We start from the raw sequence: 14,000 nt of genomic DNA, 5'->3' as shown, positions 1-14,000 counted from the left end.
AAATCTGTTTGCCTTTGTTTTTCTGTGATAGGTTCCGATATTGTTTATTGTCAGGTTCTTGGTTTAGGCCAAGTCCAACAGATAAAGGCATTCGGATGGCAGGCACGGTTAGCGTAGTGGGACTGTACATATTGGACGTGCTCGGGCGCCATATGAGCCAGATGCCGCCTGTCGGCAGCTCTGATCGTATCGATGAAATACGGCTTACGGTGGCGGGCACCGCAGGCGGTACGGCCGTGGACTGCGCCAAACTGGGTATGCAGACCGTCGGCTTCGGGGCGGTCGGGTCGGACGACAATGCCGACGTCCTGCTTGACCTCATGCGTCGGCACGGCATCGAGACCGCATTTATGCAACGCCTTGCGGATACCACCACATCGTCCACGATACTGCCGATTCTCCCTTCTGGAGAGCGTAGCGCATGGCATGCTCCGGGTGCGTCGTCGGCTTTCTCGCCATCGCCGGCGGATCTGATGCGCGCGGTTGAGAGCGATTTCGTGCATCTGGGCGGCACCGGCCGCCTCGATGCATTCGACGGCCCGGCGAGCCGGAATTTTCTGGCTCAGGCGAAACAGGCGGACTGTATTACCACGCTAGATCTCATCGGCGCCCGCGCCGAAGTCTCTGCGTTGGTCGATCCGCTGATGCCCTATGTGGACTATTACGTACCGAGTATCGAAGAGGTCTCCCGGTTGACGGGTTACGAAGACGTCGAGGCCGCCGCCGAGCATTACATCGCGCTGGGCGCCGGTCATTGTTGTATCACCCTGGGCGCGCAGGGCAGCTATATCCGGGCCGCCGATGGGGCCTGCCACCGCATTCCGGCAATTCAGCAAATCGAGATTCTGGATACCACGGGTTGTGGCGACGCTTATTCTGCGGGGCTGATCGTGGCGCTTGATCAGGGTTGGGATCTCGAGTTCTGCGGCTATTTCGCGACCGCTGCCTCAGCCCTCGTCGCGACCGGGCTGGGTTCCGATGCAGGCATCGTGTCGCGACAGGAAACCAAGGCGCTCGCCGAGCAGCACTATCGCAGGTTCGCGAATGCCTGATTGTGCGAGGCCCTATCCCGGCCGCGGTATAGGCGAGTATTGGCCAGGCTAGATACCGCGGCGGGTTTCGGGCATATCCCTTGGGCGACCGTATGCGCGTACACCCAACGGTGCTGCTGCGGCCGTTGGCGGTTCACCCGTCGATCAGGGGATGACGGCCCGGCTTTTTGAACCGGTCACGACGCAAGTTCACAAGTTGTTCAAGCGTCTGTTCGTCGAACGCGTTCGGCCCGCCCATGCTGTTAGCGATATGCAATACCTTGGCATAGAACTCGAGCGTCTCGAGCTTGAAATAAGCGGCTTGTAGATTTATGCCGACGGTGACGGCGCCGTGGTTCTCGAGTAATACCGCATCGTGACTCGCAAGATACGGCGCGATAGATCGAGGAAGATCCTCGGTCGAGGGTAAGGCAAACGGTGCGACCGGCACCTCGCCGAGCGAGATGGTGGCTTCGGGCATGATCTGCTGGTTCAGCGGCTTGCCACACACGGCGAAAGCCGTCGCATAAAGCGGGTGGCCGTGAACGACGGCGCTGATATCGGGCCGCTCGCGGTAGGCGCGCAAGTGCATTTTCAGTTCGGATGAGGGTTTGCTGTGTTCCGGGTGGGCATCCAGCACCTGGCCCTCGTAATCCACGATGCACAGAATTTCCGGCGACATGAATCCCTTCGACACCCCGGACGGAGTGCACAAGAGCCGTTCCTCATCAAGCTTCACGCTGATGTTGCCGTCGTTGGCAGCACCCATCTCGCGCGCGTACATGCGTCGACCGATATCGCAGATCGACCGACGAAGTGATTGTTCCAGATCGTTCTGGTTCATAGCGGGTTCCGAGTCGAACAGGCCTTCATTGTAAAGACCGCGCACATCAAAAACAACAAAACAAAACAATTACAAGTTTGATTGATTTTGTTGTGTTGTGTTTCTGGGGATGCTATAACGCAGAAAAACAGATCAAGACCGTAAGAGGAGGAGCCTGTGTTTGCTTTACTTTCGAGAGCGGGTATCCCGCCGAAGCTCGCGCCGGGTTATCTCGGCGTCATCGTGTTCATGATCGGCGACGGCTTGGAGGTAGCGTGGCTACAGGACTATTTCGTAACGCACGGCCTCACTCAGCCTCAGGCCGCAAGCATCTTCGCCGGGTATGGGCTCGTGGTCGCTTTCGCTGCTTGGTTGTCTGGAGTGCTGACTGAAGCGCTCGGTCCCAAGGTGACGATGTCGGCAGGTGCGGCCTTGTTCATCATCGGCAGTCTTTTGTTCATTCCGGCCCTCAACGCCGGCGCGTCGTATCCCGTGTTGCTTTGCAGTTACGCCATACGCGGGTTCGGTTATCCGCTGTTCTCCTATTCGTTTCTAGTCGTCGTCGCGCGGTCGACCGACAAAGCCGCGCTCGGCAAGGCGGTCGGCTGGTTCTGGTTTTGCTGGGCAGGCGGCTTCTCCTTTTTGGGCACTTGGTATTCGGATATCGCGTTCTCGGGATTGCATTTGAGTCCGATCGAGCTGCTCTGGACCGGGCCCGTGTTCACCTTGGCCGGGGCGGCCATTGCGCTGTATACGATTCTGAACGCTCGCAAGGATATGGCAGTAGGGGAGGGCGGCCGCCGTGGCGTCGAAATGGCCGCCCTTCTGAAAGGTATTACCTTGCCGTTCGAGAACTACAAGATCGGCTTCGGTGGGCTGGTGAGAATCATCAATACGGTGTCGGTCTTCGGCTTTTTAGCGTTCATGCCGACGTTCATGGTCGAGCAAGACTTTACCCGTAGCGCATGGCTGCAGATCTGGGCGGCACACGCTTTCAGCAACATCCTGGCCAATTTGGTGGCCGGTGCGATCGGTGACCGCATAGGTTGGCAGCGGACCATCATCTGGGGCGGCGGTTTTCTCTGCGCACTCTGCGTGCTCGGCTTCTATTACATCCCTGTCTGGACCGGCAGTTACTGGCTGATGATGCTTCTGTCGGTTGCCTACGGTATCGCGCTGGCCGGCTACGTCCCGCTGTCCGCGCTGGTGCCGACACTCGAGCCCAGACACGCCGGTGCGGCACTTGCGGTTCTGAATCTCGCGGCCGGCCTGGCCGTCTTCGTGGGGCCGGCCATCGTGGGTCTGCTCATTGAACCGCTCGGCCCTGAGGGCGTGGTCTGGGCATTTGCTGGCCTGTACCTGGTGAGCATGGTGTTGACCCGGTTCATGAGCCTGGATGAAACCCGTAACGAGCAGCGGCACGTTCCCGCGGTTTAAACGTCATTGCAGCAGGAGGCATACCTAATGGCAGAGCAGAACAATGCGGCCAATTCGCAGGGCACACGTGCACCGGCGGCGCTCATCACCGGAGCCAGTCGAGGCATCGGCAAGGCTTTGGCTATCGGTCTCGCGGGCCTTGGTTACGATATTGCGCTGGCCGACCTGGACAGCTGTCAGACCGGTCTGCGCGACGTCGAACAGCAGATAACCGCTAAGGGGCAGACCGGTCGCGCATACACGGTCGACGTCAGTCGCAAGTCCCAGGTCGTTGCGATGATCGAGCGCGCGAGCGCCGATTTCGGTCAGATCGATTTGCTGGTGAACAATGCCGGAATACTCAAGCGCGCGCTGCTGGAAGATCTGGACGAGCACGACTGGGACCAGCATTTCGATGTAAATGTCAAAGGCGTGTTTCTCATGTGTCAGGCAATAACGCCCTACATGAAGAAGCGTCGCGCTGGCCGTATCGTCAACGTGGCGTCGATCGCCGCACGAGGTGGTGCGGTTGAACAGGGGCACTATGCCTCCACCAAGGGAGCGGTCGTGTCGCTCACACGCGTTCTGGCCAAAGAGTTAGGGCCGTTCGGAATCACGGTCAACGCGATCTGTCCTGGTATCATTCTGACTGAGATGGGGCGCAACAACCTCGGCGATGACGCTGCGGTTCGGCACTGGGAAACCACGACCGCATTGCGCCGGCTCGGCCAGCCCGAGGATTTGGTCGGCGCTGTATACTTCTTCGCATCGCCGCACGCGGATTTCATCACCGGCCAGGCCTTGAACGTGGACGGCGGCATTCGTTTCAACTGACTCCGTTTTCGCTGTATGTCAGCAAGCCAGACTCATTTCGACGTGATCGTGGTCGGCGGCGGCCATGCCGGCACCGAGGCGGCCATGGCGGCGGCCCGCATGGGCCGGCGTACGCTGCTGCTGACCGATAATATCGAGACGATCGGTCAGATGTCCTGCAACCCGGCCATCGGCGGCATTGGCAAGGGGCACCTGGTGCGCGAGATCGATGCGCTGGGCGGCGTCATGGGGCGAGCCGCCGATGTCGGCGGCATTCAGTTTCGCCGTCTGAATGCCCGCAAGGGCCCGGCGGTGCGGGCGACACGGGCCCAGGCCGATCGCGCGCTCTACAAGGCCGCCGTTCGGCGCATGGTGGAAAACCAGCCGAACCTGGCCCTGTTCCAGCAGTCGGTGGCCGATCTGATCGTCGACGATCATCACGTTGCCGGTGTCATGACCACGATGGGTCTGGCCTTTCATGCCCGTCAGGTGATTCTTACGGTCGGCACGTTTCTGGGCGGCACGATCCATATCGGGCATCGCCAGTTCGGCGGCGGCCGCGCCGGTGATGCGCCGTCCAACGCGCTCGCCGAGCGGCTGCGCGATCTGGCGCTGCCAGTGGGCCGGCTCAAGACCGGTACGCCGCCACGGATCGATGCCAAGACGATCGACTATGCGCGTCTGGCCGAACAGCCGGGCGATACGCCGGCGCCGGTGTTTTCGTTCATGGGGCGGCGCGCCGAGCATCCCCGCCAGGTGTGTTGTCATATCACGCATACCAACGAGACCAGCCACGCGATCATTCGCGACAATATCGGCGAGTCGGCCATGTATTCCGGGCGGATCGACTCCGTCGGGCCACGCTATTGCCCGTCGATCGAAGACAAGGTGGTGCGCTTTGCCGATAAGGACAGCCACCAGATATTCATCGAGCCCGAAGGCCTGAACTCGGCCGAGGTCTATCCCAACGGCATCTCCACGAGCCTGTCCTTTGAAACGCAGATGCGCGTGGTACGGAGTATCGTCGGCTTCGAGAACGCGCATATCACGCGTCCCGGCTATGCGATCGAGTACGATTACTTCGACCCGCGTGCGCTGGCCCACAGCCTCGAGACGCGCGCGATCGCCGGGCTGTATTTCGCCGGCCAGATCAACGGGACGACCGGCTACGAGGAGGCCGCCGCGCAGGGCCTGCTGGCAGGGATCAACGCCGCCCGTGCCGCAATGGGCCAGCCGGCATGGTGGCCGGGCCGCCATGAAGCCTATCTGGGCGTGCTGGTCGACGATCTCGTCACGCGCGGTACGCAGGAGCCCTACCGAATGTTCACGTCACGGGCCGAGTATCGGCTGTTGCTGCGTGAGGACAACGCCGATACGCGCCTCACCCCGCTGGGCCGCGACATGGGCCTGGTCGACGACGTGCGCTGGGCGGACTTCACGGCTCGGGCCGAGGCCGTGGCCGCCGAACAGGCGCGTCTGGCCGCGATCGTGGTGCGGCCGTCCGATCTCGCCGACGAGGGCCGGGCCGTGCTGGGCGATCCGCTCAAGCAGGCGACGCCGGCGGCGGATCTGCTCAAGCGTCCGGGTCTGGACCATGCCGCGGTCACCGCGATCGAGCGCGTCGGCCGTGCCGATTCGGGCGCGCTGGATGCCGAAGCCGTGGAGATGGTCAGCGAACAGGTCGAGATCCAGGCCAAGTACGCCGGCTATATCGACCGCCAGAACGCCGAGATCGAACGGGCCGCGGCCCACGAAGCCACAGAGCTGCCCGCGGATCTCGACTACGCCGAGGTCTCGGGGCTGTCACGCGAATTGCAGGGCAAGCTGGCCGACGTGCGCCCGGCACGGCTGGGTCAGGCAGCCCGTATACCGGGGATGACGCCGGCGGCTGTTTCGCTGCTGCTCGTCCACCTCAAAAAGACCGGCCGGCGGCTGGCTCGGAGCGCTTGATCTCGATGCCGGGATTCGCCCGGATTTTCGTGTAGTCTCGGCGTCATACACACCACCGGCCACGCTTTGCCGATGCCCTCGCACCCGCTCGCGCGCGCTTTGTTCATTCTTGTCGTCGGCGCCCTGGCGCTGTTGTCGGGCTGCGGCGGCGGTGAAGACGATACGGGAAGTTTCCCGGTCAAGATCACGCCGGAGATCGACGAGGACGGGCAGGCGGTGCTGCGTCGCGGCAACGGCGCCGAGCCCGGTACGCTTGACCCGCATTCGGCGCGGGGCGTGCCGGCGGCCAACATCATCCGCGATCTGTACGAAGGGCTGGTGTCGATATCGCCGTCCGGCGAGGTCGAGCCGGGCGACGCCGAGTCCTGGCAGCTCAGCGACGACGAACTGACCTACACCTTCACGCTGCGCGGCAATGCGCGCTGGTCCAACGGCGAACCGGTCACCGCCGGCGACTATGTCTACAGCCTGCGGCGGGCGGTCGACCCGGCCACGGCATCGCCCTATGCACAGCTACACCTGCCCATCGAAGGGGCCCGCGAAATAATCGCTGGCGAGGCGGCGCCGGATACGCTGGCGGTGAGGGCCCTGGATGATCGGCATCTGCAGATTCGGCTGACCGCGCCGACGCCGTATTTCCTGGGCACATTGGCCCACCCGAGCAGTTTTCCGGTCTATCGCCCGGCGATCGAGGCCCACGGCGATGCGTTCACCCAGCCGGGCAATGCGGTCACCAACGGCGCCTACACCATGACCAGCTGGCGGGTGAATTCGATGATCGCGCTGACCCGCAACGATCAGTACTGGGATCACGAGCATGTGAAGATTCCGCGCGTCGAGTATTACCCGATCGCCGATGCCAACTCCGAACTGTCACGCTATCAGGCCGGCGAGCTGGACTGGGCCGGCGTGATCCCGCCGTCGCGGCTCAAGACCGTCAAGACCCAGATACCGGCTCAATTTCATGCCGTGCCGACGCTCGGGGTCTACTACTACGGGCTGAATCTGCGCCGGCCGCCGTTCAAGGACGCGCCCAAGCTGCGTCAGGCGCTGTCCATGGCCATCGACCGTCAGGTGATCGTCGACAAGATCACCCTTGGCGACGAAGTGCCCGCCTACAGCTGGATACCGTCGGTCGTCGAAGGCTACGACAGCGCCAAGTTCAAGTGGGCGACCCTGACCGACGACAAGCGCGAAGCCAAAGCCAAAGAGCTTTACGCCCAGGCAGGCTACTCCGCCGACAACCCTCTGCAGGTAGAGATTCGCTACAACAGCAACGAAGGCAACAAGAAGATCGCTTCGGTGATCTCGGCGATGTGGCGCGGCGTGCTGGGCGCCGAGGTCACGCTACGCAACGAGGAATGGAAGGTCTATCTGGATTCGGTCCGCCAGGGCGCCGATACTCAGGCGTTCCGCATGGCCTGGATCGGCGACTACAACGATCCGAACACCTTCTTCGAGTTGATGAACTCGGGCTTCGGTCTGAATGCCACCGGCTATCACAGCGACACCTACGACCGGCTGCAGTCGCAGGCAGCCCACATGCCCGACGGCGCCGAGCGCAACCGGATCATGCATGAAGCCGAGGCCACGCTGCTGGCCGACAGCCCGGTGATCCCGATCTATTTCTATACCAGCAAGTATCTGATCAAGCCGTATGTGACCGGCTTCAAGGGCAATCCGCTGGATATCTACTACAGCAAGGATCTGGCGATCGAACCATGAGTGCCCGGTCGACGCGTTCCTGATGGCGGCCTATGCGTTCAAGCGCCTGCTCGGCGCCGTGCCCACGCTGTTCATACTGCTCACGCTGGCGTTCGTGATGATGCGGCTCGCCCCCGGCGGGCCGTTCGATGCCGATCGCGAACTACCACCTCAGGTTCGGGCCAATCTCGAGGCGAAATACCATCTGGACGATCCGCTGGCCGTGCAGTACGGCCGCTATCTCTGGGACGTGGCGCATTTCGATTTCGGCCCGTCGTTCCAGTACCGCGATGTCACCGTCAACCAGCTCATCGCCGCCGGCTTTCCCGTCTCGGCCACGCTCGGAGCCGCTTCGCTGGCGTTCGCGCTCGCGCTCGGCATTCCGCTGGGCATGACGGCGGCGCTGCGCCAGAACAAGACCGCGGACTACGCAGCAATGACGGTGGCGATGCTGGGGATCTCGATCCCCAATTTCGTGCTGGCGCCACTGATGATCCTGGCATTCGCAGTGTATAACGACTGGCTGCCGGCCGGCGGGCTGGGGGGCTGGCAGAACTTCGTCATGCCGGTGCTCGCACTGGGCACGGCGATGATGGCTTACGTAGCGCGTCTGACCCGGGCGGCGACTATCGAGGTCATGCGCTCGAACCACGTACGAACGGCCCGGGCCAAGGGACTGTCCAAGGCCCGGGTGATCTGTGTCCACGCCCTGCCGGGTGCGCTGACGCCGGTAGTGTCGTTTCTCGGACCGGCGGCGGCCGGTATCGTCACCGGTTCGGTGGTCATCGAGACCATCTTCGGTATTCCGGGTCTGGGCCAGTTCTTCGTCCAGGGCGCGCTCAACCGCGACTACACACTGGTGATGGGCGTGGTGTTGTTCTACGGCATCCTGATCGTGCTGTTCAATCTGCTGGTCGATCTGCTGTATGGCTGGCTGGATCCCCGTGTCACCTACTGAGCGCGCCGAGGCCGCGCCGTCCGGGGCAGCTGAGCCGGCCGTGCGCGGGCGCAGCCTGTTCTCGGATGCCCTGCGTCGCCTGGCGGCCAACAAGGCCGCGCTGGTATCGGCCGCGCTGCTGGGGATGATCGTCGTGGCGTGCGTGATCGGCCCGTGGGTCTCCCCGCACGACTACTTCACCCAGGACTATGGAGCGATCTGGGTAGCGCCGACCCTGACCGATGCGCACTGGCTGGGCACCGACGGGCTGGGTCGTGATCTGTTCGTGCGCGTGCTCGAAGGCGGGCGCATCTCGCTGCTGATCGGGCTGGTGGCCACGCTGGTGAGTCTGGTCATCGGCGTGGCCTACGGCGCGACCGCGGGCTATGCCGGCGGCCGGGTCGACGGCGTGATGATGCGTATCGTCGATATCCTCTATGCGATGCCGTTCCTGTTCTTCGTGATCCTGCTGATGGTGTTCTTCGGCCGCAATATCCTGCTGATCTTCGTGGCCATCGGTGCGATCAACTGGCTGGACATGGCGCGTATCGTCCGGGGCCAGACGCTGGCGCTCAAGAGCCAGCCGTTCATCGAGGCCGCACGCATGGCCGGAGCGCCCGCGCCAGTGATCGTGGCCCGGCATATCGTGCCCAATCTGCTGGGCGTGGTCGCGGTCTATATCACCCTGACCATTCCGCAGGTGATCCTGTTCGAGTCGTTTCTGAGTTTTCTCGGTCTCGGCGTGGCCGAGCCGGCCACCTCGTGGGGCGCACTGATCAAGGACGGGGCCGACGAGATGAGCCGGGCGCCGTGGCTGCTGATCGTCCCGGGACTGTTTCTGGCGGCCACGCTGTTCTGCTTCAACTTCATCGGTGACGGGTTGCGGGATGCGCTTGACCCGAAGGATCGCTGAGGCCCGTCGCGGCCTGGTACGCAGGCGGGTCAGACAGGCCCCGGGCCGGGTCGCCGAATAACCGACGCAGAATGGCCATTCGCGCCGGTGTGTTTGGACTCGCGCCGGCGCACCGGCCCTTCGGCGTGGTACGGGATGGCAACGCAGCGCCGTACCGGCGGTCTCGGGCGCTGCCCCGACCCGCCGATGCGCACCGAATGCTCGATCTCGGTGCATCCTGCACGTCAGAGACCGGCCGATTCACTTACACTGGGCCGATGCTGCTCGACGTCGCCGATCTCAACGTGGTGTTCGACACGCCGGACGGCCAGATTGATGCCGTACGCGGTATCGATTTCTCGCTGGCGGCGGGCCAGGCGCTGGGCATTGTCGGCGAATCCGGCTCAGGCAAGAGCCAGAGCGTTCTGGCGCTGATGGGACTGCTGGCATCCAACGCCCATGTGAGCGGCAGTGCGCGGCTGGCTGGCGAGCGCGGCCAGCCGCTGGAGCTGCTCGGCGCCGCGCCGCGTGTTCTCAACCGGGTGCGCGGGGCACGTATCGCGATGATATTCCAGGACCCGATGACCGCGCTCAACCCGCATCTGCGGATCGTCACCCAGATGACGGAGGTGCTCACCCGTCATCGCGGTCTGGGGCGTTCGGCGGCGCGCCGAGAGGCCGTCGCGATGCTGGAGGCGGTACGGATTCCCGATGCGGCGCGGCGTATCCGCTATTATCCGCATCAATTCTCGGGGGGGATGCGCCAGCGGGTGATGATCGCCATGTCGCTGGCCTGTGAGCCGGACATCCTCGTGGCCGACGAGCCGACTACCGCGCTGGATGTGACGGTGCAGGCCGATATCCTCGAACTCATCGACGCAATGCGCGCGCGCACGAATACCGCGCTGATCCTGATCACCCACGATCTGGGAGTGGTTGCAGGCCATACCGAGCAGGTGCTGGTCATGCGCGCCGGTCAGGTCGTCGAACGGGGCAATGTGGACGAAGTGTTCGCCGCGCCGGCCCACGACTACACACGGGCCCTGCTGGCCGCGGTGCCGCGCCTGGAGACGCCGCATGCCCGCCCTCGCATCGATCAGGCCGGCTGAGCCGGCAGCGCATGGATATCGCGCCCGAGATTCTGTCTGCGCTGCGTTTCTGGGCAACGGTGGTTGTGGTGGCCGGCAGTGCCTTGGCTGCGAGCGTACATGCGCTGCTCTCGCGTGAAACCCCCAGCAGTGCGTTCGGCTGGATCGGCGTATCGCTGCTGTTTCCGCCGGTTGGTCCCCTGCTGTACTACATGTTCGGCGTCAATCGCGTGCGGATTCGCGCCCGACGGCTGGATGCGGCGTCACGCCACGGGCTGGGCGCGCATCGGCCCGGTGCCAATGCGGAATTGCGCGACTACAGCGATCTGCTCGACCGGCGCCGGCACGGGCTGGCCGCGGCGGGCGACCGCTTGTCGGCTTGGCCGGTGGTCGGCGGCAACCGAGTGGATGTGCTCCAAAACGGCGAGCAGGCGTATCCGCCGATGCTGGAAGCCATCGAACGGGCCCGGCGTTTCGTCTATCTCACCACCTATATTCTCGAGACCAATCGCCTTGGCAAGCGCTTCATTGCCGCGCTGGCGCGGGCGGCCGAACGCGGCGTGGATGTACGGGTGCTGGTCGACGGCGTGGGCGAATACTATGCCTGGCCCGGTTGGCGCGCCGTGCCCTTGCTCAACCGGCGCGGCGTCAGTGCGGCCCGGTTCCTGCCGCCGCGGCTGCTTCCGCCGTCGCTGCGGCTGAATCTGCGCAATCACCGCAAGATCCTGGTCACCGATGCCGGGATTGCCTTCACCGGCGGGATGAATATCGGCGATCGACATCTGGCCGGACGGCCCGGCGGTACGCAGGATCTGCATTTTCGTCTGCGCGGGCCCATCGTGCGCCAGATCGAGGCGGTCTTTCTGTCCGACTGGGCGTTCGCGACCGGACGCCAGACCGCCATCCACAACCGCCATCTGCCGGCGATCGGCAACGCCGCCTGTCGGACCGTGGAGAACGGGCCGACCCGCGACACCGAGCGGCTGGCGATCCTGATTCAGACCGCCGTGGCCGCGGCGCGGCGTCGGGTGTTGATCATGACGCCGTACTTTCTGCCCGGCCCGGCGCTGATCGGCGCGCTGCAGTCGGCCGCGTTACGCGGGCTGGATGTATCGATCGTGCTGCCGTCGAAGAACAACCTGGCGTTCGTCGAATGGGCCTCCCGGCATGGGCTCGGTGAACTGATGGCCCGCGGCGTGAAGATCTTTTACCGGCCGCCGCCGTTTGCCCATACCAAGCTGTTCGTCATCGATGACGACTATGCGCTGGTCGGCTCGCCCAATCTGGACCCGCGCAGTCTCCGGCTGAACTTCGAGCTGGCCATCGAGATCTTCGACGCCGAAGGCGTGCCGGCGCTGGCTGAGCATATTCTGGCGATTATCCAGGACAGCCGTCGCTACAGTCTCACCGAGCTGCGGCGCAGACGCTGGCCCGCGCGCATGCGGGATTCGTTCTTCTGGCTGTTCTCGCCGTATTTCTAGTCGCGCGGGTGGCTGGTCAGCGCCAGCGACAGGGCGTCGGGCAACGCCAGACGCATCTGAACCGGCCGATGGTCCGACAGGGTCGCATCGACCACGGCCGCATCGGTCACCGGCAGGTTCGCCGAGACCATGATGTGATCGATGCCACGGCGCGGGCGCCAGCTCGGAAACGTCGGTAGTAACCGGTCGTAGACGCGCAGGTCGCTGGCGGCGAGCGCCGGATCGGCCAGCAGGGCCGCTGCGCTGCAGTTGGTGTCGCCCATGACCACGACGTGTTCGTCGTCGGCGACCAGCTCGCAGATCGCGGCGAGCTGACGTGCACGGCTGCCCGCACCCAGCGCCAGATGAGTCACCACGACCGTCAAGGCGTGGTCGGGGGTGCCGAAGCGAGCGATGAGCGCGCCACGACCGGGCAGGCGGCCGGGCAGTTTGTGTTCGGAGACCTGGAACGGTGTGTAGCGGCTGATCAGGCCCAACCCGTGCTGGGCTACACGGCCGAGGTTGCGGTTGACCTGAACCCGCCAGTACGCAAAACCGGCGTGCTCGGCAAGCTGCTCTATCTGGTTTTCGTAGCGGCTGCGCCGGCTGCCGGCATCGATCTCCTGCAGACCGATGATGTCGTGGCCGACCAGCAGCTCGCCGATACGCTCGAGATTGTCGCGGACCTGCTGGCTTGGCAATACATGCCGCCAGCCGCGCGTGACGTACTCGCGGTAGCGCTTGGTGCCTACGCCGACCTGCATGTTGAAGCTCAGCAGTGACAGCGCCGGTGCGGTCTGACGGTTGGGACAATCCACGTGCCCAGCGTACCATCGAAGTTCTGATCCCGATGAGCCGACTTTCGGCTGACCCGGCATGAACGATGCCCTGTTGCAGCTGCGCGACATAAAAGTCCATTTCCCATTGGTGGCGCCGCGGCCCTGGCGTCGCGGCGAAACGCTTCGTGCCGTGGATGGCGTCAGTCTGGAACTCTCGGCGTCGCGCACCCTGGGGCTGGTCGGCGAATCCGGTTGCGGCAAGTCCACGCTGGCCCGTGCGGCCGTGGGCATGACGCGGCTGACCGCCGGCACGGTATCCATGAACGGCCGTGCGATCGACGCCGGCTCGCCGGGCGCCTGGCGAGCCGTGCGACGCCACGTTCAGATGATTTTCCAGGATCCGCTGGCCAGCCTCGACCCGCGCATGACCGTCGGCCAGATCGTGGCCGAGCCGTTGCGGCATCTGCGCCCCGAGCTCGGCCGTACGCAGCGCCAGGCACGAGTGCGATCGATGCTCGAGCGGGTCGGCCTGTCGGTGTCCCAGATCAATCGCTATCCGCACGAGTTCTCCGGCGGCCAGTGCCAGCGAATCGGCATCGCCCGTGCGTTGGTGGTCGAGCCGAAAGTGCTGATCTGCGACGAGCCCGTCTCGGCGCTGGATGTCTCGATCCAGGCCCGTATCGTCGAACTGCTCATGACCCTGCAGGCCGAGTTCGGCATCGCCGTGCTGTTCATCGCCCACGATCTGGCGGTGGTGCGTCAGATCAGTCATACCGTGGCCGTGATGTATCTCGGTCACGTGGTCGAGCGCGCCGAGACCGACACGCTCTTCGATACGCCGGCCCACCCCTATACCCGCGCATTGCTGTCGGCCGTTCCCCGCCCGGATCCGGCGCTGGAGCGCCGGCGCGAGCGTATCCGGCTGCCGGGCGAGCTGCCGTCGCCGGCTGATCCGCCCTCGGGCTGCGTATTTCGGACCCGCTGCCCGTGGGCGGACGCTCGTTGTGCCAGCGAGGTCCCGGCGCTGCGCCGGTTCGCGTCGGGCTCGCAGGTGGCCTGTCATTACGCCGAGGCGATCGCGGCCGATCGTCGGGCGCTTGCCTGATC

Annotated in this window: 12 protein-coding genes; 10 read left to right on the top strand and 2 right to left on the bottom strand. The window is 64.3% G+C overall.

All coding sequences use genetic code 11. From position 1 onward, the window contains the following. The first annotated feature begins 8 nt into the window (after window positions 1-8). Window positions 9-1,052, top strand: a complete 1,044-nt coding sequence (locus T31B1_RS01430) for a carbohydrate kinase family protein (protein ID WP_353247674.1) — start codon at window positions 9-11, stop codon at window positions 1,050-1,052. Between the two features lie 133 nt (window positions 1,053-1,185). Here the strand turns inward: T31B1_RS01430 and T31B1_RS01425 are convergent, their stop codons facing one another. Further along, window positions 1,186-1,875 carry a class II aldolase/adducin family protein gene (locus T31B1_RS01425; RefSeq protein ID WP_353247673.1) on the bottom strand — a complete coding sequence of 230 codons (690 nt, stop codon included), beginning with the start codon at window positions 1,873-1,875 and terminating at the stop codon, window positions 1,186-1,188. A gap of 156 nt (window positions 1,876-2,031) precedes the next feature. On the opposite strand from T31B1_RS01425, the gene T31B1_RS01420 reads away from it, so the two are divergent. The 8 genes from T31B1_RS01420 to T31B1_RS01385 all read left to right on the top strand — a co-directional run bounded on the left by T31B1_RS01420 (window position 2,032) and on the right by T31B1_RS01385 (window position 12,135). Further along, the gene (locus T31B1_RS01420) at window positions 2,032-3,291 is read left to right on the top strand and encodes an RbtT/DalT/CsbX family MFS transporter (protein ID WP_353247672.1); all 1,260 of its coding nucleotides are present in this window, start codon (window positions 2,032-2,034) and stop codon (window positions 3,289-3,291) included. A 27-nt stretch (window positions 3,292-3,318) separates the two neighbouring features. Next, the gene (locus T31B1_RS01415) at window positions 3,319-4,104 is read left to right on the top strand and encodes an SDR family NAD(P)-dependent oxidoreductase (protein WP_353247671.1); all 786 of its coding nucleotides are present in this window, start codon (window positions 3,319-3,321) and stop codon (window positions 4,102-4,104) included. A 15-nt stretch (window positions 4,105-4,119) separates the two neighbouring features. After that, window positions 4,120-6,033 carry a tRNA uridine-5-carboxymethylaminomethyl(34) synthesis enzyme MnmG gene (gene mnmG / locus T31B1_RS01410; protein ID WP_353247670.1) on the top strand — a complete coding sequence of 638 codons (1,914 nt, stop codon included), beginning with the start codon at window positions 4,120-4,122 and terminating at the stop codon, window positions 6,031-6,033. A gap of 72 nt (window positions 6,034-6,105) precedes the next feature. After that, window positions 6,106-7,758 carry a peptide ABC transporter substrate-binding protein gene (locus T31B1_RS01405; protein ID WP_353247669.1) on the top strand — a complete coding sequence of 551 codons (1,653 nt, stop codon included), beginning with the start codon at window positions 6,106-6,108 and terminating at the stop codon, window positions 7,756-7,758. Between the two features lie 22 nt (window positions 7,759-7,780). Further along, window positions 7,781-8,695 (top strand): oligopeptide ABC transporter permease OppB, encoded by a 915-nt coding sequence (oppB, locus tag T31B1_RS01400; RefSeq protein ID WP_353247668.1) that lies wholly within the window; start codon window positions 7,781-7,783, stop codon window positions 8,693-8,695. Beyond that, window positions 8,664-9,587 carry an ABC transporter permease subunit gene (locus tag T31B1_RS01395; RefSeq protein WP_353247667.1) on the top strand — a complete coding sequence of 308 codons (924 nt, stop codon included), beginning with the start codon at window positions 8,664-8,666 and terminating at the stop codon, window positions 9,585-9,587. The genes oppB and T31B1_RS01395 overlap by 32 nt, the downstream gene beginning before the upstream one ends. 257 nt (window positions 9,588-9,844) lie before the next feature. Next, window positions 9,845-10,675, top strand: a complete 831-nt coding sequence (locus T31B1_RS01390) for an ABC transporter ATP-binding protein (protein ID WP_353248721.1) — start codon at window positions 9,845-9,847, stop codon at window positions 10,673-10,675. 11 nt (window positions 10,676-10,686) lie between these two features. Beyond that, window positions 10,687-12,135, top strand: coding sequence for a phospholipase D-like domain-containing protein (locus tag T31B1_RS01385; protein WP_353247666.1), 1,449 nt, complete (start codon window positions 10,687-10,689; stop codon window positions 12,133-12,135). Here T31B1_RS01385 and T31B1_RS01380 read toward each other — a convergent pair. Continuing rightward, a complete protein-coding gene (locus tag T31B1_RS01380; protein ID WP_353247665.1) occupies window positions 12,132-12,932 on the bottom strand; it encodes an endonuclease/exonuclease/phosphatase family protein in 801 nt (266 codons plus the stop codon). The two genes, T31B1_RS01385 and T31B1_RS01380, sit on opposite strands and share 4 nt — an antisense overlap. Before the next feature lie 58 nt (window positions 12,933-12,990). On the opposite strand from T31B1_RS01380, the gene T31B1_RS01375 reads away from it, so the two are divergent. Then, complete coding sequence (locus T31B1_RS01375; RefSeq protein WP_353247664.1) at window positions 12,991-13,998, top strand: ABC transporter ATP-binding protein; 1,008 nt, start codon at window positions 12,991-12,993, stop codon at window positions 13,996-13,998. Window positions 13,999-14,000 lie beyond the last annotated feature (2 nt).

Source organism: Salinisphaera sp. T31B1 (assembly GCF_040361275.1).
Taxonomy (GTDB): Bacteria; Pseudomonadota; Gammaproteobacteria; order Nevskiales; family Salinisphaeraceae; genus Salinisphaera.
Note: the sequence above shows the minus strand (reverse complement) of the source record. Positions and strands in the feature narration are given on the sequence as shown.